This is a genomic window from Microcoleus sp. Pol7_B2, from assembly GCF_036701035.1.
In the GTDB taxonomy this organism is placed as follows: domain Bacteria; phylum Cyanobacteriota; class Cyanobacteriia; order Cyanobacteriales; family Microcoleaceae; genus Microcoleus.
Genome location: NZ_JAUBQB010000053.1, coordinates 1 through 22,207 on the forward strand (window position 1 = coordinate 1; position 22,207 = coordinate 22,207).

At 45.0% G+C, this 22,207-nt stretch carries 17 protein-coding genes; 12 read left to right on the forward strand and 5 right to left on the reverse strand.

Annotated features, from left to right (window positions below):
• Nucleotides 1–93: 93 nt before the first annotated feature.
• The 4 genes from dnaB to QUA57_RS19075 form a co-directional block, all read right to left on the reverse strand.
• The gene (gene dnaB, locus QUA57_RS19060; protein WP_333063067.1) at nucleotides 94–1,419 is read right to left on the reverse strand and encodes a replicative DNA helicase; all 1,326 of its coding nucleotides are present in this window, start codon (nucleotides 1,417–1,419) and stop codon (nucleotides 94–96) included.
• A 199-nt stretch (nucleotides 1,420–1,618) separates the two neighbouring features.
• Nucleotides 1,619–2,077: a 50S ribosomal protein L9 gene (rplI, locus tag QUA57_RS19065; protein WP_006634794.1), complete on the reverse strand. Its 459-nt coding sequence runs from the start codon at nucleotides 2,075–2,077 to the stop codon at nucleotides 1,619–1,621.
• A gap of 265 nt (nucleotides 2,078–2,342) precedes the next feature.
• Complete coding sequence (locus QUA57_RS19070) at nucleotides 2,343–7,442, reverse strand: PAS domain-containing protein (protein WP_333063069.1); 5,100 nt, start codon at nucleotides 7,440–7,442, stop codon at nucleotides 2,343–2,345.
• A gap of 21 nt (nucleotides 7,443–7,463) precedes the next feature.
• Nucleotides 7,464–7,673: a hypothetical protein gene (locus tag QUA57_RS19075; protein WP_333063071.1), complete on the reverse strand. Its 210-nt coding sequence runs from the start codon at nucleotides 7,671–7,673 to the stop codon at nucleotides 7,464–7,466.
• A 388-nt stretch (nucleotides 7,674–8,061) separates the two neighbouring features.
• On the opposite strand from QUA57_RS19075, the gene QUA57_RS19080 reads away from it, so the two are divergent.
• Complete coding sequence (locus tag QUA57_RS19080) at nucleotides 8,062–8,901, forward strand: glycosyltransferase (protein WP_333063072.1); 840 nt, start codon at nucleotides 8,062–8,064, stop codon at nucleotides 8,899–8,901.
• A 2-nt stretch (nucleotides 8,902–8,903) separates the two neighbouring features.
• Here QUA57_RS19080 and gloB read toward each other — a convergent pair whose 3' ends face one another.
• Nucleotides 8,904–9,677, reverse strand: coding sequence for a hydroxyacylglutathione hydrolase (gene gloB / locus QUA57_RS19085; protein WP_333063074.1), 774 nt, complete (start codon nucleotides 9,675–9,677; stop codon nucleotides 8,904–8,906).
• A gap of 248 nt (nucleotides 9,678–9,925) precedes the next feature.
• Here gloB and QUA57_RS19090 point away from each other — a divergent pair, with 248 nt between their 5' ends.
• The 11 genes from QUA57_RS19090 to QUA57_RS19140 all read left to right on the forward strand — a co-directional run bounded on the left by QUA57_RS19090 (nucleotide 9,926) and on the right by QUA57_RS19140 (nucleotide 22,170).
• On the forward strand, nucleotides 9,926–10,129 hold the full coding sequence (locus QUA57_RS19090) for a hypothetical protein (protein ID WP_190659093.1): 204 nt from the start codon (nucleotides 9,926–9,928) through the stop codon (nucleotides 10,127–10,129).
• Between the two features lie 200 nt (nucleotides 10,130–10,329).
• A complete protein-coding gene (gene galE, locus QUA57_RS19095; RefSeq protein WP_333041028.1) occupies nucleotides 10,330–11,331 on the forward strand; it encodes a UDP-glucose 4-epimerase GalE in 1,002 nt (333 codons plus the stop codon).
• A gap of 91 nt (nucleotides 11,332–11,422) precedes the next feature.
• Nucleotides 11,423–12,352 carry an alpha-1,2-fucosyltransferase gene (locus QUA57_RS19100; protein ID WP_333063075.1) on the forward strand — a complete coding sequence of 310 codons (930 nt, stop codon included), beginning with the start codon at nucleotides 11,423–11,425 and terminating at the stop codon, nucleotides 12,350–12,352.
• Nucleotides 12,353–12,376: 24 nt separating this feature from the next.
• On the forward strand, nucleotides 12,377–13,213 hold the full coding sequence (locus QUA57_RS19105; RefSeq protein WP_333041030.1) for a hypothetical protein: 837 nt from the start codon (nucleotides 12,377–12,379) through the stop codon (nucleotides 13,211–13,213).
• Between the two features lie 280 nt (nucleotides 13,214–13,493).
• On the forward strand, nucleotides 13,494–14,645 hold the full coding sequence (locus tag QUA57_RS19110; RefSeq protein ID WP_333063077.1) for a glycosyltransferase family 4 protein: 1,152 nt from the start codon (nucleotides 13,494–13,496) through the stop codon (nucleotides 14,643–14,645).
• 92 nt (nucleotides 14,646–14,737) lie between these two features.
• Nucleotides 14,738–16,741, forward strand: coding sequence for an ABC transporter ATP-binding protein (locus QUA57_RS19115; RefSeq protein ID WP_333063079.1), 2,004 nt, complete (start codon nucleotides 14,738–14,740; stop codon nucleotides 16,739–16,741).
• A 77-nt stretch (nucleotides 16,742–16,818) separates the two neighbouring features.
• The gene (locus QUA57_RS19120; RefSeq protein WP_333063080.1) at nucleotides 16,819–18,018 is read left to right on the forward strand and encodes a glycosyltransferase family 4 protein; all 1,200 of its coding nucleotides are present in this window, start codon (nucleotides 16,819–16,821) and stop codon (nucleotides 18,016–18,018) included.
• A 118-nt stretch (nucleotides 18,019–18,136) separates the two neighbouring features.
• Entirely contained in the window at nucleotides 18,137–19,087 is a 951-nt protein-coding gene (locus tag QUA57_RS19125) for a glycosyltransferase family 10 domain-containing protein (RefSeq protein WP_333063082.1), read from the forward strand.
• A gap of 11 nt (nucleotides 19,088–19,098) precedes the next feature.
• Nucleotides 19,099–20,199, forward strand: coding sequence for a formylglycine-generating enzyme family protein (locus QUA57_RS19130; RefSeq protein ID WP_333063084.1), 1,101 nt, complete (start codon nucleotides 19,099–19,101; stop codon nucleotides 20,197–20,199).
• A 127-nt stretch (nucleotides 20,200–20,326) separates the two neighbouring features.
• Nucleotides 20,327–21,301 carry an Npun_R2821/Npun_R2822 family protein gene (locus QUA57_RS19135; RefSeq protein ID WP_333063085.1) on the forward strand — a complete coding sequence of 325 codons (975 nt, stop codon included), beginning with the start codon at nucleotides 20,327–20,329 and terminating at the stop codon, nucleotides 21,299–21,301.
• A complete protein-coding gene (locus QUA57_RS19140; RefSeq protein WP_333063086.1) occupies nucleotides 21,298–22,170 on the forward strand; it encodes an Npun_R2821/Npun_R2822 family protein in 873 nt (290 codons plus the stop codon). Before QUA57_RS19135 ends, QUA57_RS19140 begins: the two co-directional genes overlap by 4 nt.
• Nucleotides 22,171–22,207 lie beyond the last annotated feature (37 nt).

Here is a 22,207-nt window from a genome sequence, read left to right on the forward strand (position 1 = left end):
GCACGCTAACTTACTCTCCATTTTTGGAAACAATACCTAATTTACCAGGGTTTGAGCCTTAACTGAACCGTATTGGTGTATGTCCTGGTTGATTTACGATCGCTTCGGAGATGCCAGATTGCGAAAGCAGGTATATTGGGCGTCAAATAATAGTTTGATGATTCCTGTGGGGCCGTTTCTGTGTTTGGTAATAATTACTTCTGCAATTCCGCGATCGGGCGAATCAGGGTTATAGTATTCATCGCGGTAGAGCATAATTACTAAATCCGCGTCTTGCTCGATCGATCCACTTTCTCTCAAATCAGACATCATCGGTCGCTTGTTTGTCCTCGCTTCCACACCCCGACTCAACTGAGATAAGGCAATAATCGGCACGTTGAGTTCGCGGGCTAAACCTTTAAGACTTCTGGTAATTCGAGATAGTTCTTGCACGCGGTTGTCGCTGGTACCTTCCATTAATTGCAGGTAATCTAGCAAGACTAATCCTAGGGTTCCGCCTTGTTCTGCTTGGAGGCGGCGGACTTTCGATCGTATTTCGGTGACGGTAATATTGGGAGTATCGTCAATAAACAGCGGTAGTTCTGATAAATTGCCAATGGCTGTACTAATTGGTTCCCATTCGTTTTGACTGATTCTACCCGATCGCAACCTGTTACTTTCTATTTTGGCTTCGCTGGACAGGATACGCTGCACTAGCTGTTCTTTCGACATTTCTAAGCTGAAAACGGCAACCGGCAATTTTTGCTGTCCGGCGGCGATGTGGTGGGCGATGTTGGTACAAAAGGCCGTTTTGCCCATCGCCGGCCTGGCTGCAACGATGATTAAATCCGATCGCTGAAAGCCTCCTGTCATAGCATCTAAGTCATAAAAACCGCACGGAATACCGGGAAGTGTCAGGCCTTCATTGCGATTTTCTAGGTCTTGAAATGTTTGGTTTAGTGTTTCGCCGATCGATACTAAATCCTGTTGCGGGCGTTCTTGAGTTATGCTGAAAATTTCTTGTTCGGCGCGGTCTAAGACTGTTTCTAGTGGTGTTGCCGTCTCGTAACCTAATTGTACTATGTTGTTGCCAGCTTCGATTAATTTGCGGCGCTGATATTTGTCTTCAACTAAAACTGCATATTGGTCGATGTTGACTGCGGAAACTGTGCGATCGACTAATTGTGCTAATTTAGTTAGTCCTCCTACTTGCTCTAACTGGTTGCGGTCGGTTAGCGCAGTTGTTACCGTCATTAAATCGGTAGGTTGACCCTGTAAAAATAGGCCTAATGCCGAGCGATAAATGACTTGATGAGCGGTGATGGCAAAAAACTCCGGTCGCAGCAGTTCGGCAATTCGGGAAATAGCTTCGGGGTCAATTAAAATCCCGCCCAAAATTGCTTCTTCTGCCTCTATATTTGTCGGCATCAAATCGCTCATTAGTCAATAGTCCTCAGTCCTTAGTCCGCAGTCATTAGTTATTAGTTGCCAGTGATTAGTCGTCAGTTTTGAATCCTTAGTTAGCAGTCCTCAGTCCTTAGTTAGCGGTACTCAGTTCTTAGCTAATGACTAATGACTAACAACTAATGACTGATGACTAATGACTAACAACTAATTACTCATGACTGATGACTCTTAATTACATCGGAACAACTTGAATATCAACTTCGGCGGTAACTTCTGCGTGTAGTTTGATTTCAGCTTTGTATGTACCAGTTTGGCGAATTTCGGGCAGAGTGATGCCGCGCCGATCGACTTCTTGACTGGTAGAGTTGAAAATCAGTTCTGCTACTTCTTGGTTGGTAACAGTACCAAAAATCGCGTCTGCTTCCCCAACTTGCTTGGAGATGATGAAAGGCCCAGCCGATTGGAGGGCGGTTTTGCGGACTTCAGCTTGCTGTTTGAGCTCTAGCTGGCGCAGTCTTTCTTCTTCACGGCGGCGCTCTGCTTGCTTGAGAATGCCCGGAGTGGCTCTAAATCCCATTCCTTGGGGTACTAGGTAGTTGCGGGCGTAGCCCGGGGCTACTTCTACTACGTCGCCAGCTTTGCCGAGTTTGCTGACATCTTTATTTAAAACTAATTGAACGCGCTTGGCCATGATCGTGGGTTGTGGGGTTTTAACTGCAACTTTTTATAATAGCGAAGTTTGAGGGGCGATCGCAAGGGAGAAGGAAGTTCGGCAACGGATTATGTAGCGGATGTAGTGGATTTAACGGATTTAATAACGGATGGATGTTGAGATTCGAGGTTCGAGGGAAGAAACAGGGATAATATTTTTTACGGGCAAATTCAGTTTGAAATTACGCAAAACGGGGGTTCTGTAATGAGGCAAATCAACTACAGCGCAATGTCTTACCGAGCACTCACGCTTTATTTTCAAGGCGCTGGGCGACGATCGCTCGCGCTACAGTAGCAACTAACTGGGTCGGATTGATCGGCTTGGCTAAGTGTTGGTCAAATCCGGCTTGCAAAACTTGGCGCTCGTTCGCTTCTCCAGCATAGGCCGTTAAGGCGATCGCCAACAACTGGCGATACTCAGGCGCAAGCTGAGTGCGGATGCGCTTGATCAACATATATCCGTCCATCTGGGGCATTCCGATGTCGCTGACGAGCAAATCTGGTGCAGTTTGTTCGATCGACTCTAGCGCCTCAGTAGCAGATGACAGGGAAATCACCTCTGCACCCGCTTCCTCAAGCACGAAAGCGACAAAATCTCGCGAGTCGAGTTCATCATCTACCACCAAAATTCTCAATCCAGCTAGCGGCAAGGATGAGAGATCGGGACAAGCAGCCCCATGACGTTCTTCCTCCTCCTGCCTTCTAAAATCATCATTTAATAGCGGTAATCTCACCGTAAACGTCGCTCCTTGACCTTCTCCGGCGCTTTCTGCAAACACGGTTCCGCCGTGAAGTTCGATCAGTTGGCGGACGATCGCCAATCCCAGTCCCAAGCCTCCAAATCTGCGCGTTGTAGCGCCATCTTCTTGTCGGAAATGGTCAAAAACATAAGGCAAGAAATCGGGAAGAATACCTTTACCCGTGTCCGTGACTTGAATTTGAGCTTGGCGTGCGATTTGCCCTAATCGAACTTCTACTCGACCGCCTTCGGGCGTGAATTTCACCGCATTTGATAACAAATTCCACACAATTTGTTGCAAGCGACTTGTATCGCCGAGAACTGGCCCGACATCAGGATTTAAGATTGTTTGGATTTTAATTTTTTTAGCTTCTGCTGCTAATTGCACGGTTTCCACAGCAGATGGAATAATAGTTGCCAGATTCATCGGAGCAACATTTAATCTGAGTTTTCCTTGCAGAATCCGAGACACGTCAAGCAAGTCCTCGATTAATTGAGATTGCAGTCTGGCGTTGCGCTCAATCGTCTCAAAGGCCTTGGCAGTTTGAGCCGGCTTCAGCTTGCCGCCGATGAGCAGTTGCGACCAGCCTAAAATCGGATTTAAGGGCGATCGCAACTCGTGAGAAAGCACCGCCAGAAACTCGTCTTTAATGCGGTTAGCTCGCTCGGCTTCCGTGCGGGCAGTTTGTTCTAATTGGAGAACCATATCGCGCTCAGTTTCCACTTGTTTGCGCTCTGTAATGTCGATAACAGAGCCGATATAACCCTCAAATTGTCCCCTTTCGGAAAATCTGGGAGCAGCCGCATCGATCACCCAAGAATATCCGCCATCCTGGCGCCGGAGGCGAAATTCTACGCGGTACGGTTCCTGGCGTTCGTTGGCGGTCAAGAACGCATTTTTTGCCTGTTCTCGGTCTTCTGGATGTGCCGCGTTTACCCAACCCAGTCCCAAACCTGTTTCCTCAGTTTGACCTGTGAAGTCATACCAGCTTTCGCTCAAGAAAGTGCAATAGCCTGTGGGGTCTGTTACCCATACCATAAAGGGAGCGTTGTTAGCCATATTGCGGAATCGTTCTTCGCTTTCTTGCATCGCTGCTTCTGCTTGTTTGCGTTCTGTGATATCCCGACAGACAATCACTCCGCCTTTGATTTCACTGCTAGCATCAACTACCGGATAACCGCTGATACTGATCCAGCGATCTTCGGAATCTTCGCGGCGGACAAATACCTCTACATCATTGACATATTCACCTTTGATTGCTCTGGCTAGAGGTAGTTCAGCGTCGGGGAAGAAGGTTTTTTTGTCTGCGGTAAATAGTCCGTAGGTGCTCGACCATTCCTCACAAGATTTTTCATTCGATAGCTGACCGAATATGCCTACGGCGGCTCGGTTAAACAACACAAACTCCCCTTGTTGGTTGGCCAAAATTAAACCATCGCCAATGCTGTCAATGATGACTTGAAGTAACTTAGTTTGTTCTTCCCGGGCGACTTCTGCTCGTTTGCGATTTGTGATGTCGCTGGAGATGCCAATTAAGCCGATGACTTCTCCCGCCTGATTGCGATATGGAGCTTTCATTACCAGAAATGTCCGAATGCCATCGTGAGATTCTTCGAGGACTTCTGTTTTGCCGGATTCCATAATGCGCCGATCGTTTTCCGTGACTGTGACTGCAAGTTCTGTTACTGGGTATAAATCCAGGTCGCGACCACCAATTACTTCAGAAGCAGGTTTGCCCATTATTTCCAGCGTGGCTGGATTTGCATAAATAATCCGTCCTTCTCGATCTTTGACAAAAATTGGCGTGGGTGCTGACTCGTTAATTACGTTCAAAATCGCATTTTTTTGTCGCAATTCTTCTTCAGTGCGTTTGCGATCGCTAATATCGCTCCAATAAGCCGTCACTCCTTCTGCCGCTGGATAGGCGCTCACTTCTATATACATCTGGAGCGACGGGGAAAACTCTTCAAATTTGACAGAAACTTGCTCGTTAACGACTCGATGAAATTCTTGATATACCCTCGAATTCGCTTCTCCCTCGGCGGGGAATATCTCCCAGATCGATCGACCTAACAAGTCGGCCCTCGATCGAGAAAGCAGTTTTTCTGCTGTGGCATTAACGTAGGTATAGCGCCATTGTGAATCGATCGCCATAAAGGCATCGGTAATACTTTCTATAATATTGCTGACTTGTTGGTTGGCCGCTTGCAGCGCGAGTTCAGCGTTTTTGCGCTCGGTGATGATTTCGCAAAAAATCATGATGCCGCCAATTTCATTGGTGTTGGTTAGCCAAGGGTAAATTTCCCAGCGCACCCAGTCGATCAAGCCATCAGGGCGGGGAAACAGATCTTCTTGGCAGGTTTCTACTGCACCGGCCAGACAGCGCTGGTGGATTTGTTTGAAATGATCGGGCAAATTGGGAAAGATGTCGTAATGCGATCGACCCACAATGTTTTGAGTGCCGAGCCCGTAACTTGCCAGCCAGCGGTCGCTCACCAGCATATACCGCATCTGGCGGTCAAACATCGCCACCCCCGCAGGCGAATGTTTAACGAACAGCCGCAGTTGCTCTTCCTGTTGGCGCAAAAGATTCTCCGACTGTTTGCGATCGCTGATTTCTTTGAAAAGTAAGGCGACTTTTCGGCTGTGTGGCTCAGGAGTGCGGAACGCCAAAACCTCGAACCAGCGGTTCATGACTTCCGAGCCGTGCTCGAAGCGCAAGGACTCCCCCGTCAGCGCGACTTTGCCGTACATCTCAAACCAATAATCTTCGAGGTCCGGAACGAGCTGCCGCGCCGTTTTACCCGCAGGTTGTTCGAGTCCGGTTTGTTTCAAGAAGGCCGGATTGACTTCCAAAAAGCGGTAATCGATCGGCTTTTCGTTTTCGTCAAACAGCATTTCTATGACGCAAAAGCCTTCGTCTAGGGACTCAAACAAAGTGCGATAGCGTTCCTCGGAACGGCGCAAAGCAGCAATAGCTTGTTTGCGATCGCTAATATCCATAAAGGCCGCCACACACCCCCGAACTGCGCCCTGTTCGTTAAATAACGGCACCGCATTCACCAACCAATCAAAAGCCACCCCGTCCGATCGCACCATTTGAATTTCCACATCTCGCACTTGGACGCCGGAAGCCACGGCAAGTTGCATGGGGAGTTGTTCTCCCGGAATTTCTTCTCCGTTGCGGAGTCGTCTAAAGGGAAGGGCTGCGGCTTGCTCTCCGGTTCCAGAAACATTGGTATCCGGCGGCACTATCAACATCGACTGGGCAAATCGGTTAGCGCGAATTACTTTACACTGTGGGTCGTCGGCGATCGTAATGCCCACGGGTACAGCATCAAGTATCGATTCGAGTTCATTAATTCGTCGCTCTAGTTCTTGGTTGAGCCGTTGAATTTCTTTTTGGGTAGCTTTGCGATCGGTAATTTCATGCACCGTCACATTCACTCCCAGGACGCGATCGTCCTGGGCCCTCAGTGGATAGACACTCAACAGCCAATCCTGTTCGACTCCCGGCTGTGGTGAGTTCGTCCTGCGAACTTCGAGCTGTTGAAGTGGAACTTTAGTTTCAATAACTTGTCGGTAAAGCGGCTCTAAATCATCTGCCATTTCTGGCAAGATTTCGCGCAATGTTTGGCCGATGTGGGCGGCGGCTGGAACTCCGTTAATTTCTGCTAGCCAATCGTTGAGGCGGACAAACCGCAACTCAGTATCGAGGAAGCAAAGTCCGATCGGCGCACTAGCATAAATCGCCTCGATTTCTGCTAGTTGTTGATGTGCCGTTTGCGCTTGTTTAATATAAGCAGCCCTAGCCGCTTTCTCCTCAGTGACATCTTGAAAATAAACGGCAAGCCCCGATGGGATGGGATAAGCTCGTACCGCATACCAAGCATTGAGTGGCGGATAAAAAGATTCAAAACTAACCGTAACTTGGGACGTGGCGGCGTGGCGATATTCCTGCTCAAACAAACTGCCCACTGATTCGGGAAACTCTTCCCAAATGCTGTTGCCAATCAAATCTTTCGAGGGCCGATTCAGCCACCGCGCCGCTTGCGAATTGAGGTAGGTAAATCGCCAGTCTCGATCCAAAGCAAAGAACCCGTCCGAAATACTTTCGAGGGTGTCTGATAGTTGGGGCGCGGGCGCGTTACAGACTGGTTCAGGCTGAGGTTGAGCGAGCTCCGTGAAGGTTGTAACTACCGCATAGGGAGTCGATCGATCTTCCTGAAATAAAGGTTGAGAATTGAGCGTTAACCAAATCAATTCTCCCTGTGGTCGATCAAAGCCCATGATGACATTTAAACATGGTTGCCCGGTTTGCAGCGCCACCATCGCCGGATGTGTCTCGCCGGGAAAATCCGAACCATCTTCACGCAGAGTCTGCCACCGACTGTTGATTGAAGTGCATAAGAGCATTTGTTGTGCTGTCATCCCCAACAGATCCTGGGCGTGAGAATTGCACCCCTGAATGCTACCATCTGCCAATTGCAGAACCATCCCTACATCAGTTGGCCAAGGCGCGGCTGGGTAGAACGCTTTGTTAGAATCCGTTGAAACAGAGGGGTCGATTTTTGCTTGAGGTTCAGTATTGCGTGGGTTTTGCATCGGTTTCTAACAACGCTAATTTTACTTTTGGCAAAGCAAACCGCGCTCAATAATAGGGAAATAACCAGAGGAACTTTTGACTTGAGCAGGGTGACACTTCAAACCTAAGATGGATGTCGATCGTTCTGCGGTAATATCGATATCTAGACAATTTATTTTATCGTAGACTCCCACGTCTGAACCAGTTGCGGGATTCCGCACAGGCGACGGGGAATTTTCTGGCTGTTTCAAATGCCAGGTTAGTCCGTCTGATTATTTTTCGCGTTGCTGCATATTACCAATGGCTGTTGCTCGTTTTCGGGTGCGAACAGATGGCACTTGCACACAGATAAATAAGTAGATGAAGCTTGAAAATACATAACCCCTCTCTGGCAGCGAGTTAAACGAAGCAATCGCTATTGTTACGCCCGCCTTACATTCTGTTACATTGTAAACTTTATTTGCGCCTACCTACTTAGAAACCCCGTTTCTTTGTGTAAATCTAACCGGAAATTTAGGCAAGATTTTGTTCGTCTCAACGGTAAACGGGCGATCGCATTTACCTCAATACAGGGTCGCCTGCTTCCTCCAGTCCCAACGTTTGTGTCACGTTTGCCGTTCATCTCACAAACTTAATCCTATGCACATATTCACAGCCGCCGATCGCACCTATATTCTGGGGTTAGCAGCACTTCTGAAGTCTGTAGATCTGAATATTAGCCAATCTGGGGAGGAGCAGGTCAAAATTAGCGTTGTATCTACCAGGATATATTCACAGCAAAAGGAACAGTTACAGAATTGCTGCAAATACCAGATTGAATGGCAAGAATTGCAATCTAATTACGACCAACTTCTTTCGATATCAGGTTCTAAACTTCCTTACGTTAAATTGGAGCCGCGAAAATATACCAAAGAAACAGAAAGGCTGATTTGGCTCGACAGTGATACGATCGTTCTGGGCAGCTTAAAGCCGCTGTGGAACCTAGATTTTCCAACTCTGCCGATAGCAGCCGCCGCCAACTTCTGGGGAAATCCCAACAATTATCAAGATCGAAACCCTTATTTCAATAGTGGTGTTTTAGTTTACAACATGAAGCTTTGGGAGGAAGAGCAACTGTCGGAAAAGTTGCTCCAAAATGCTAGAACCCACGTTTGGGGCGATCGCGATCAAGGTGCATTAAATTCAGTTTTAGTGGGAAGGTGGAAGCAATTAGACCAAATATGGAACAACCACAAGACTGATGATATGTCAAGTAAAGTGATGCACTTTATGTCAAGACCGAAACCGTGGGAAAGCTCCGCCCCCAATCAATTATGGCTTGATATGTTGTCTCAGACACCGTTTAAGGACGAACTAGAAAAAATTCCAAATAAGTTTAAGGGGCTGTCGAGCTTTCACGTAAAATACCAAAGACTTGACAGGTGGTTGAGCGAACCGATACTCAAGTTTAAGAGTTACCTGAAACAAAAAAAACGTTAAGGTCAAAATTGGTCTTTCATGCCGCGCAATCGAGCGAAGGTTTGCACTGGATCGGAGGTGTTGGCGGCTGATTGCAGGTTGGGAAAATCCCAGCGCAAAAATGGGTTTGTCCTTTTTTCGAGGCCGATCGATGATGGTATTGTAGGTTGCGATCGACTGCGCGCTTCCTTGACTTCGGCGAAGCGCTGCTGTAAATCCGGATTGTCGCCATCCACACTCAAAGCAAATTGCAGGTTGTTCAGCGTGTATTCGTGAGCGCACCAGACTCTCGTACTATCGGGCAAGTGTCGCAGTTGCCCCAGAGAGGCTAACATTTGGGCGGGAGTGCCTTCTTTGAGCCTGCCGCAGCCTCCAGCAAATAAGGTGTCGCCGCAAAACAATTCGCCGGTTTCCCCTGGGTTGGTGGGGGGGAAATAGTAGGCGATGTGAGCTTTTGTGTGACCGGGTAGGAAGAACACTTCGGCGGTTCTGTTGGCGAAAGAAACTCGATCGCCCGCTTGTAAAAACACTTGCTGTCCGGGAATTCTGCCTCTATCTTCTGCGCCAGCGTAAACTTTAATTTGGGGAAAGCGATCGATCAGTTCCTGATTGCCGCCTATGTGGTCGCTGTGGTGGTGGGTATTGAAAATTGCTGTTAATTCGGCTCCGAGTGCTTGCAGTTGCTCTAATACTGGCTTTGAGCGCGCTGGATCGACGACGGCTGCTGTGTGGCTATCGGGGTCGTGCAGCAAGAAAATGTAATTGTCGGACAGTACCGGAAGCCGATAAACCTGCATAGAAAAGTGCCTCTCTAGGAAAAATATTATATAATTAAGTTACTCTGAACGCTATCCGAAGGCTGATTGCAGATTTCTTAAGTCCGCATATCTATCTTGGGAAGTAAAACTCTAATACGTTTCTGAGATAGGTTTCTGATACGTTATTTCTGCTGTTGAGCAAATTGATTTGCGGTCGAGTACGCACCATTTTTGGGTCAATAACTGCAATCCGCTTTAACTATTTTGGCATAAAACCGATCGAATAAATGCGAACATCTCACAACAAATCGAACTTAACAATTTCTCAAAAAGTCGATCGGATTGTAGCGTCTGGTAAGATAACTCGCCGGGAACACTTAGTTTTGACTTCGGCTATCCTGTCAGATGATAAAATTTCAGAAGAGGATCGACATCAGATTAATCGGATATTTGATTATATCCAAATTGGTCGCCTCAAGTTTATCGATTGAACACAAAGACTTGCACAGTCAGCATCTATCTGGAGTGTAAAAAGCGTTTTTTAGGAGTGCGAGCGTCCCGTCGGGCACAGCAAAGCCTATATATTTCGCTTTAATTCTCCGGCTCACGCGGAGTGTGAAAGCGTCTGATGTGGAAGTCTCAAATTAACAAGGCTCTTGGCAATCCCAGCTACAAAAACAGGCAGAAGAAAATGAGTGCAGACAAACCAACTATTTTGGTGACGGGCGGAGCTGGATATATTGGCTCTCACGCGGTATTAGCGCTGAAAAACGCCGGTTACGGTGTGGTGATTTTGGATAATTTAGTTTACGGTCACAGAGATTTAGTAGATCAGGCTTTGCAGGTGGAGTTAGTAGTTGGCGACACGAACGATCGCACTCTTCTAGACAACTTGTTTGCTACGCACAAGATTGAGGCGGTAATGCACTTTTCTGCATACGCTTACGTGGGCGAATCTGTTACCGACCCAGCTAAATATTATCGCAACAATGTCATCGGCACTATTACGCTTTTGGAAGCAATGATCGCTGCTGGCGTGAAGAAATTTGTGTTTTCTTCTACTTGCGCGACTTACGGTGTACCGCAGAAAATTCCGCTCACAGAAGACCACCCGCAAAATCCGATCAATCCTTACGGTGCTACTAAGTTAATGGTAGAACGGATTTTGTCGGATTTTGACGCTGCGTATGATTTCAAGTCTGTTTGTTTCCGCTATTTTAACGCGGCTGGGGCTGACCCTAACGGGTTGTTAGGAGAGGATCACAATCCAGAAACTCACCTAATCCCGCTGGTGTTGTTCGCTGCTTTGGGTAAACGAGATTCGATCGCGATTTTTGGCACGGATTACGAGACTCCTGACGGTACTTGCATTCGGGATTACATTCACGTTAACGATTTGGCATCTGCTCACATTTTGGGATTAGAATATTTGCTCAAGGGTGGCAAATCTGATTTCTTTAATTTGGGCAATGGCGGCGGGTTTTCGGTGAAAGAGGTGATAGAAACGGCTCGCCAAGTGACGGGAAAAGAGATTAAGGCTGTTGAGTGCGATCGGCGCCCGGGAGACCCGCCTGCTTTGGTTGGCAGCAGCGAGAAAGCCATCAAAACCTTGGGTTGGTCTCCAGAATATCCCGACATTAAGAACATTATCTCCCATGCTTGGCAGTGGCACCAAAAACGCCACAACTCTTAGTCTTTAAGGTGCGCTGGGCGCACCTTACCATTACAGCCAAGTTTGATGAAATTCTTGTGGGGTGGGCGTCCCCCCGCCCCAAAAATACAATATGCTAATAATATCTGCTAAATCGGGACAACTGGGCAACCGGTTGCTGCTTTTTGCTAATTTTATTGCTTGGGCGATCGAGCATAATTTGACTGTTCTCAATCCGGCTTTTGAGGAATATGCAGAATTCTTTGTGGGAACCGCAGGGGATTTTTTGTGTTGTTATCCTCCTCCATATTTTACCGCAGCAGGCAACAAGTTTGTCAGAAGTAAATATTACAAATTTATTAAGTATTTAAGCCGCCAAAAAATATTAAAAACGCAAGAAATAACCCGAGAAAAACCTTTTAGTTGGCTAAAATATCAGGAAATCGAACAAATCAAACACGGTTCAATTGTTTTTTTTCAAGGCTGGCTATTTCGAGATGGCTGGTTTGTAGAAGATCTCCCCTATTTACACAAGTACGCCGACCAGATTAGAGCATACTTGGCACCATTAGAGCGATATAGAATCAATGTAGCTAGTTTGATATTGAATTTAAAAAATAACTCTGATATCCTCGTCGGAATTCACATCCGTCAAGGGGATTATGCTCAGCATCAAAAGGGGAGATACTTTTACACAACTCAGCAATATTTAGAAGTCATGAATTCTGCGGTAAGCCTATTTGAAGGAAAAAAAATCACGTTTTTGATTTGTTCTAATATTCCACAAAATCAGAGTTTGTTTGATAATTTTAACTGTGGATTTGGCAGTGGTCACTTAATTGAAGATATGTATGCTTTGGCTGAGTGCGACTATGTTGTCGGGCCGCCTAGCAGTTATACTATGTGGGCTTCTTTTTATGGAGATAAACCTCTTTATATGATCCGCGATGTCAATAAAAGAATTAACCTGAAAGATTTTGTACATTTTTATGAATGGCAAGGAATTTATCACAGTCGAGATGAGTGGAGTGAGAACTTTTGGGAGTGGACACACGCTCGGTAAATAAGTAAATCAATAAGTAAATTAATGAATTCAAATAAATTAGCAATCAAGGGATTTATCACTATATTAACAGGTCTTTACTCTTTCCAAGATTGCGTTCATTTTCTGGCGTCTGTCAGGAAGTTTCACCGCGAACCAATTATTATTTTAATAGATAGAGTACCTCTAATTTTATATCCTTTACTTCAGGTGTTCGGAAATGTCATATTGAAACCTGCACCCTCTAATGAAAATCCTGTTTTGGCGTCGCGACTAGCTAAGCTGGCTTTGTACGAGGAATCTCTGTTTGAGAAAACTATTTATATGGATTGTGATATTTGTTTGCTGTCACCAATAGATGAGGTTTTTGATTTTCTTGATGGGGTGGATTTGTTGGTGACGGAAGATGTGCAGCCTGCGATTGCTAAAGCGGCAAATTTATTAAGAGTCAAGCAGGATATTCTGTCAACTTTGCAGTCTGTCGGGTTGCCGCTAAATGCAAATAGCATTCAATACAATGGCGGATTTATCGCTTTTACGAAAAGCAGTAAAACTCAGGAATTGTTTATAAACTTTAAGAAATATTTTAACATGGTAGTGGCGCATCAAAATGTGCTACTTTTGAAAGACCAGGGAGCTTTTGCGGCGGCTGTTGAATCGGTGAAACCGAAAATGACAACTTTGTCCCCGGTTTACAACTACTTGGATAAGTGGAAAGATGTTTATACGATCGACAAACCGATTAAAGTAATGCACTGCACTTATCCTTACCGCCCTCAGTACGCGAAGAACGTGACGAGATCGCTCTTTACTAGAATAGTCGATCGCACAGCTAAAATATTTTTACCAAATCAACTTAACAATCCCTGGCGTTTAAAATAATTAAAGTTGGTTGGCAAACTGAATCAAAAGCAACAAAATTCAGCTTCAATTTAAAAAAATTAGCCTCAACATATCCGAAAATTTACCTAGAAGAATTATTGCTGGCTGGAATAACAGTCTTGGGTTCATTATTGTGTTTTTTTTACCAAAAGACGCGTTCCTGCCCTTTGCCCTGGTTAAAAACCCGGTTGCTTTGGTTTGGAGTGCGTGAGTCCCCATCGCCTTGACAAAAGCTTGGTTAAGCAGGAAAATCAAACAAATGTTTTAAACAAAATACTCAGTGAAAGTTTCATTAGTAGTGAGCGATTTGTCAGGCGGAGGTGCAATTCGTGCTTTTTTATTAGCTCAAGTCTTGATTGAGCTTAAATGTGATGTAGAAATTGTTGGATTTCAGTTTGGCAAGGAATTGTACGCTACTCCTCCTAGAGACATCCCAGTATGTGCGATACCGGGTAAAAATTATCCGGGGTTTTTAATGGATGCTCAAAAACTTTGGAAAAAAATAGATGGGGATATTATTTATGCAGTCAAACCTAAACCTACAAGCTTTGGGCTATCACTGCTAAAAAAACTGGCGACTCGCCAATTTATAATTTTAGATATAGACGACTGGGAACTGAGCTGGTACGGCGGAGATGAATGGAAATACCGTCCATCTTTCAAACAACTTTATCGAGATATTTTTAAACAGAACGGTCAATTGAGAGAACCAGATAATCCGCTCTATCTCAAGTGGATGGAAAGTCTCATTCACCGTGCTGATGCAGTCACCGTTGATACTGAGTTTTTAAAACAGCGTTTTGGTGGTGTATATTTGCCTAATGGTAAGGATACTGGAATGTTCGACCCTGCTAAATACAATCCTGAATTGAGCAGACAGCGTTACGGCTTATCCGGGTATAGAGTTCTGATGTTTCCGGGGGCACCGCGACCTCATAAAGGCGTGGAGGATGTTTTGATGGCCCTCGAACAGTTAAATGAGCCCGATTTAAAATTAGCGATCGTCGGCGGGAGTCCTTATGATGATTATGATGATAAACTTGTGAAACAATGGGGGCGTTGGATTATTAAACTGCCAAGGTTTCCAGTGGAGACAATGCCGTCCGTTGTAGCGGCGGCTCATGTTGTCGTTGTTCCTCAGCGAGAAACTCTCACAGCCGTGGCTCAGTTTCCACTCAAGCTGACAGATGGCATGGCAATGGCTAAGCCTGTTTTGTCTACGCGAGTGGGGGATATTCCAGCAATTTTAGGGGGAACGGGTTATTTAGTCGAGCCGAGTTCTCCCGCTCAAATTTCACAAAAGATTCAATGGATATTTCAAAATTGGACAGCGGCTAATTTACAAGGCATGAAAGGGCGGGAAAGATGTGTGAAAAAATATAGTATTCAAGCAATGAAACCGATACTTTCAGATATAATCGCAGGTATGTAAATGTTATTTTAAAACTACTCACGGGAGGAAGAAAAACTGTCTCTTATTAAAGAATATTTTGAGATGCCGTACTGTTTAGCTGGGAATGCTTCATGTCTGCCAATAAGCTACTCCTAAAATTTGCCAGACGATATCCCGGCAGGATTTTCTTAACTGTGATGCTGGGCTTTTCTGGCGCTTTATTCAACGGTATCAGCACGACTCTGATTGTACCAGTGCTTTTAAGTTTTTTAGAGGAAGCGATCGAGCTGCGTGGTGCTCCACCTCTAATTAAAACTTTGATGTATCCCTTTGAGGGAATGCCCGGAAATCAGCGTTTAATGTTGATGACCGGGGCGGTTGTGCTGGCAATTTTTTTAAAAAATGTTGCGAGTTATATCAATACTTTAGTAGCTACTTCTCTGACGCGCTCTCTGACTTTTGATTTGCGAGAAGCAGGTTTGCGGTTGTTGTTAGAAGTAGATTTAGATTTTTACTCTAAAACTAAAGTCGGGGATTTAATTAATAGATTGGGCGGAGAGATTGGTCGGACTGCTAGTGCAGTTGGTACGGCCATCGGAATGTTTACTACCTCAATCACTGTTTTGGTGTTTGTGGGTCTGCTACTTTCGATCTCGTGGAAACTGACGGTGACAGCTACAGTTTTGCTGGGGTTAGTTGCTTGGACAAATCAATATATTATTAACCGTTCCAAGCATTTTGGTCACCTGCTTTCTGAAATGTCGAAAGATTATTCGGTTAGGGTGCTGGAAACGATTACTGGGATTCGGCTGGTTAAGTCAACGGGGAACGAGGAAAGAGAGTATCAGCGGATCAAGCATTTAATTCAAAGGCGAGAACAAGCGGATTTTCAGGCTCAGGTAAATTATGCGGCGATCGCCCCAATTAACGAAGTTGTTAATTTGATAGTTATAATTTTGATTGTATTTATAGGTCGCACAATATTTGCGAATGAGATAGAGTCTATTGCGACAATTTTATTAACCTATTTATTGGTACTGTTTCGATTGATTCCTTTAATTTCACAGTTGAATAGCGGGCGCAGTCAATTTGCAAATACGTCGGCTAGTGTAGAGGTGGTTAATGATTTTTTGAGCTGCGAGGACAAGCCATTTATGCTGAACGGTTCTGTGCCTTACACTCATTTGCGATCGGGAATTCATTTTAATAAAATATCTTTTAGTTATCCTAACCACAAAAATTTAGTTTTGCAAGGAATTGATTTGTTTCTACCTCACGGCACTACTTTGGCTTTGGTAGGAACTTCGGGTTCTGGCAAGTCAACTTTGGCAGATTTACTGCCGAGATTTTACGATCCTACTGAAGGTCATATCTCGATCGATGGCAGGGATTTGCGCGAATTTGATCTAAAAAGTCTCAGACAAGCGATGGGTATTGTTAGCCAAGATACGTTTTTGTTTAATGCTTCAGTGCGCGAAAATATTGCTTATGCTAGACCCCAAGCGACTGAGGAAGAAATTGTGGAAGCGGCAAAGGGAGCGAATGCTTACGAGTTTATCCAATTATTGCCGGATGGGTTGGAGACTCAAATTGGCGATCGGGGCGTGATCTTATCGGGAGGGCAGCGTCAGAGAATTTCAATTGCTAGAGCCCTGCTGCAAAACCCGGAAATCTTAATTTTAGATGAGGCAACGAGTTCGCTGGATACGGTTTCGGAAAGGTACGTGCAAGCGGCGATTGAGAAATTGAGTTGCGATCGCACAACGTTGGTAATCGCCCACCGCCTCTCCACAGTCCAAAAAGCCAACAAAATCGCCGTGATCGATCGCGGACAAGTAGTAGAAATGGGTTCCCACGAAGAATTGCTAGCAAAAGGAGGTTACTACACTCGCTTGTATTCAGTGCAATTTGCTGAAGAAACCGCTCGCGATGAAGCTCTAATTAGAGGTTCTTACGAAATTCGCACTCGCCTGACTCCCATGATAGCTTACCTCAAAATGCTAGTAGATGAAATGGTAGACTCTCCCGAAGAAAGAGACGAGTTAATCCGAGAATCATTTCACTCTGCTGCTAATATTTTCACTACTTTAGAATTTATAGAAAACACTATTAAGCGTCAGGCTGTTAAAAAGTAGTCTGTTGGCAGTTGTCAGTTGTCCACTGTCTACAGAGTTAACAATTACTAATTACCTATTACCAACTACCAATTACGATGTCTAAATATTATGTATTTTTTACCAGAAATATCTTACCGCAACCCAATATCGCGAGCTTAGTTCAAGTTGCACACTCGGCCAATGCCGCAGCAAACCTCGGTTATCGAGCAGTTTTGGTATACCTCCGTAAAGGCTGGAGTGCTTTGAATCCGGTTGATTTGCTTTTTCCTTTTCAACCCAGGAAACCCGATGACAAACTTGCCAAAATTTACAATATTCAAAATAAATTAAAAGTAGCAGATTTACCGATGCCGTGGCCGATCGACCGTTGGGACAGCAAGTGGACGAGTTCGAGTACAATAGTATCAAAATACTATTTACCGATTCACCTGCTTAAATCAACTAAAATTGTCCACACCCGCGACTGGAACTTTGTCAAAGCAGCAGTTAAAAACGGAATTCCCGCTATCTACGAACAGCACCACCATGAAAACAAGCAATTTGAACCAGAAATTGTCCGCAATCCTCTGCTTCAGATTTCCGTAACTGTTGCCGATACAGTGCGAGACAGCATGATTTTGAATGGGATGCCGCCGGAAAAAGTAATTTCGCTGCACAACGGTTTTAACCATTTGTTTCTCGCCAGACAAACAGAAGCTGCCCAGAATTGGCGACAGCAATTATTAGAAGATGACAGACAGCATTTAGCAGTTTATGCAGGCGGACTTTACCCGTTTAAAGGTGTTGATATGTTGGTGGATGTGGCTAAGGAATTGCCACTGGTTCAATTTGCGATCGCGGGCGGTGATTCATCCCAAGTAACAGCCTACCAACAGTTAGCCAAATCCCAGCAAGTTAACAACATTAAATTTCTCGGCTACCTGCCTCAAAATCAACTGGCTAGCTTGCTGCAAGCAGCCGATGTTTTGACTCACCCTCACTGTTTGACAGAGGCCGCGACGTTCACATCTCCTTTAAAATTCTTTGATTACATGGCATCGGGAACTCCGATTGTGGCAACGGAGATTGCATCATTAATGGAATTTAAATCGGGAAATATAGCAGCAACTTGGTGCGAACCGGATAACCCGCACCAGTTCGCGCAAAGCATTCGAGATTGTTTAACCAAATATCCGAGGAAAAGCGAAGGTTATGCAGAAACAATGGATTTTGTCAAGCAGTTTTCGTGGGAAAATAGGATAGAGAGAATTTTGAGGTATGTGGATGAGCAAGTGCGATCGCAAATCATTCATTAATCCTCATCCGATAATTTTAAAATCCTCCGGGGCGGGTTTTACCAACAATTATCGCCTAAAATTAATAATCTCATAAACCCGCCCCGCCCACACGCAAAAACCAGATTTATTATTAGATATGAACCAAAAAATCATCGGCACCATCACCACCTACCCAGGCATGAACCAAAGCGACTGGCTGTGGCAACAAACCCCCCAAAACTTCGGCAAATGGGGAAACATTCAAATGCTCGCCAACCACCCAGAACCAGACTTTTTACTGATGTATCAATTCGACTTTCCCCAACCTTCCAAAAAGCAATCCTGGGTTGATAAAATACGTCGTTACAGGCATCAAAACCCAGAAAACGACATCCAAGAAAAATTGCGCGGTGTCCCCAAGGAACGCATAATTTACCTGATACGCGAGCCACCATTACCAGAAGTTATTGAAATTACCAAAGCCAACTACGAACAAGCAAAACTTTACTGCGGTTACGTTTCCGGGCCAGACGACTTCGCACCAAACCCCAATTATATGCCCGCGATTTGGTATCACTCTAACTCGTTTCGAGAACTCGAGGAAATGCCTGCGCCGCCGAAAACTAAATCCTGTTCTTGGATTACTTCAGGTGTTAGCCGCAGCGCCAATCACCGCCAGAGATTAGACTTTATCAAATTGCTGCGATCGCAAGAATTGGATTTTGACCTTTACGGGCGAAACTTGCCAACTTGGGCGCGCGGGAACGGCACTGTGAACAATAAATGGCACGCCGTCGCACCATACTATTACAACTTAGCTATTGAAAATTATGCAGAAAACGATTTGTATGTCAGCGAGAAGCTTTGGGATGCTTTTTTAGCTTGGTGTTTGCCGATTTATTACGGCGGTTCGGCGGCGGATAAATTGTTGCCGGCGGGGAGTTTTCTGCGGCTTCCCAGTCTGGATGAGAAAGGAGTAGAATTTATTAAAGAGGTTGTGGCTAATGCGGATTATTGGCATGAAGCGAGGGAGAAAATTGCCGAAGCCAGACAAATCATTCTCCATGAATTGAACTTGCTTAATTGGCTGTCTAAGTTTGTATCTTAGGAAATAGGGCAATGACAGAAAACCAAAATCAACCCAAAAAATACGATGCCGTCAAGGGCGGTGAATCTCAAGTGCCATTCGCTGCGGCTGTTTTAGGCGGGATTCCCGGCGTTAAGAGTCGTTTGGCTTCACCGATTGTCGAGGTAAAAATTGCTGCGCTGTCTGAAGCAATCAGATATGGAGATGTTGGTTTAGATTTGATCGTTGGGGCACTGCAAGATGAATCGCTGCAGGTGAAGTTGGCAGCCTTTTTGGTGCTGAAGGATAGAGATGAACCAAATATAAAAAAGCAGTTACAAAAATATTTTCCTACTTTTGACTTTGATGCGATAACAGTAAATGCTAAAGGAAAAGAAAACAGTCGCTGCCGTTATTATGCTCACTTCTTCGCCGAAGACTTGGGCAATGGAGTTGTGCTGGAAATGGTTTATATTGCCGGAGGCACATTTATGATGGGTTCGCCTAACAGTGAACAAGGACGATATGATTACGAAAATCCGCACCATCTAGTCACGGTACCGGCTTTTTTTGCAGGCAAATACCCCATCACCCAAGCACAGTGGGAAGCAGTAATGGGAAACAACCCATCGGGTTTCAAAGGTGAAAAACGTTGTGTAGAAAATGTATCGTGGGATGATGCCGTCGAATTCTGTGCCAAAGTCTCGCAAAAAAACGGGAAAAAATATCGCCTCCTGAGTGAAGCAGAATGGGAATACGCCTGTCGTGCGAAAACCACAACCGAATTTCATTTTGGAGAAAACATTACCCCGGATTTAGTCAATTATCACGGATACTACCCCTACGCAAACGCTCCCAAAGGACTTTCCCGTAAAGAAACAACCAATGTCGGGAGATTTCCCCCCAATGCCTTTGGACTGTACGATATGCACGGCAATGTTTGGGAATGGTGCAGCGATAGGTGGCACGAAAACTATAACGGCGCACCAACTGACGGAAGTTGCTGGGAAACGGGCACATCTGAATACCGTATGCTGCGTGGCGGTTCCTGGGACAACTATGCGGTCAATTGTCGCAGTGCCGATCGTAACTGGCTTTCGGCGGGCGGTCGCCGCAGGAAGATCGGTTTTCGCGTAGCTGCGGATTTGGCGTAGTCTCCGGTTTTCGGTTCTGTGCTGCGGTCACCCGGACTCGGCCTTTTCTGTTCTTTTACCCTTTAAATGATTCGGCGGTGGAAATCGCAACTACATAAACCAAGTCCGCCTTCGCGAGACTATAGATATGAACGGAATTTGCACGCTAGCCAACGATAAAGTTTACGACCAATTAATTGCCTTACTCAACAGTATTGAAATTATCTTAGGCTCAAATACTCCGGTCTGTATTTATCCTTTTGACGAGCAAATAGAGCAAATCCAAGCTGAAATTGCTAACCGTCCCAACGTCTTTATTTATGAAGATAGCGAATCTGTTCAGCGATGGGACAAATTCATGCAAGCAGCCGCACCAGAGCGTTTGAACCGCAAAAAATTCCGGCTTTACGGCGCACACCGACGCTTTTGCGCTTTCGACGGCCCGTTTGAAAAGTTTATCTATATGGATGCCGATACTTTGGTGATGAATTCCCTTGATGCGGTTTTTATGAAGTTAGAGGAATCGGATTTTGTGGTTTATGATTTTCAATTTCGCGACCCAACTAAAGTATACAATATTCAGTCGCCAAAACTCCTAGAAGTTTTTGAGCAAAATCGGATCGACTCGGAAATATTTTGTTCTGGATTTTACGCCAGCAAGCAAGGATTGTTTGAGCAAAATACTAGGGAATGGCTGTTAGCTCAACTGCAATCGGGCGAGGCGGAAATTCTCTATGAAGGTGCGGGAGAACAGCCGTTGCTCAATTATATGGTGATGAAAACGGGCATGAATAGCTATAATTTTGCTTATAGCCTCCCGGATGGCGAAAAAACTGGGTGCAGTGTAACTTCTAAACATTTTGAAGAGCAAGATCAGATTTTGTACGACAAGGGAAACCGACTTACTTACATTCATTATATTGGTGTGCAGCCGGATTTAATTCGGAGAGTTTGTGCAGGGGAAAATATTGAGTTTCCCTATCGCGATTTGTTCCTGCATTACCGCTATCTCCACGAACCCTCCAAGCGTCCGATTTTTGCCCAAGCGCCAAAGTCTTATACTGAGGTTTCTGGGCCGAATTTGTTAAAAAGGGTATTGAGAAGGTTGAGGATAAATGTATGAGTCGCGGTATTTATATTGTTGCGAATGATAAGGTGATCGAAAGTGCGATCGCCCTTTTAAACAGCATACGTCTGTACAATTGTCAAGTACCTGTTTTTCTGATTCCCTTCGACGACAATTATCAGCAAGTCGCAGCCGCACTCAGCCTTCTCCACGACGTGCGATTGTTCCCAAATCTGGAGTTTTTGGAACAGTTTACCAGAGAAATTGGCCAAACGTTCGATCGCAACTTTTTAGCCCTCCCCAACAAAATGCGAAAACTCGCCGCCTGGTTTGGCCCCCTAGACGAATTTCTGTACATCGATACCGATATCATCGTCTTTGAAGACATCGCAGCCAACCTTAACAAACTATCAGAAGTAGACTTTTTTTGCTGCGACTACCACCACCTCAGCGAAAAACTGCGAAATGTATTTTCACCGGCTGTAAAAGAACAAAATATCTTTACAGACTCACAGCTTCAAGATGTATTTAACAGCGGTTTTTGGGCTTCCCGAAAAGGAAGTATTACAGAATCGCAAATGTATAAAATTTTGCGAGAATGTTCGCAGCATCGAGAATATTTTGACTTTACTCAAAATGTCACAGACCAACCTATACTAAATTATATCATTCTCAAACTGATTCCCAAGCGCTGCAATCTTGTTAAAGATTCAGCAACCGAACCGGGAAGCTGGGCTGGTTCCAAGCATTTTCAGGAAATAAATTATGTTCTTTATGACAAAGGCAAAAGGTTAAAATATATTCACTGGGCTGGAATCCCCATTAAATCAGGCAGCCCTTATTGGAAACTTTGGAAACATTATCGTTATCTCAATGAGGAACAACCAAATTTAGTGCAAAAAATATTTCGGGCTTTCAGTAGGTGAGGATAAAATCATATGTTCTATCATTGTCAACAAGCTT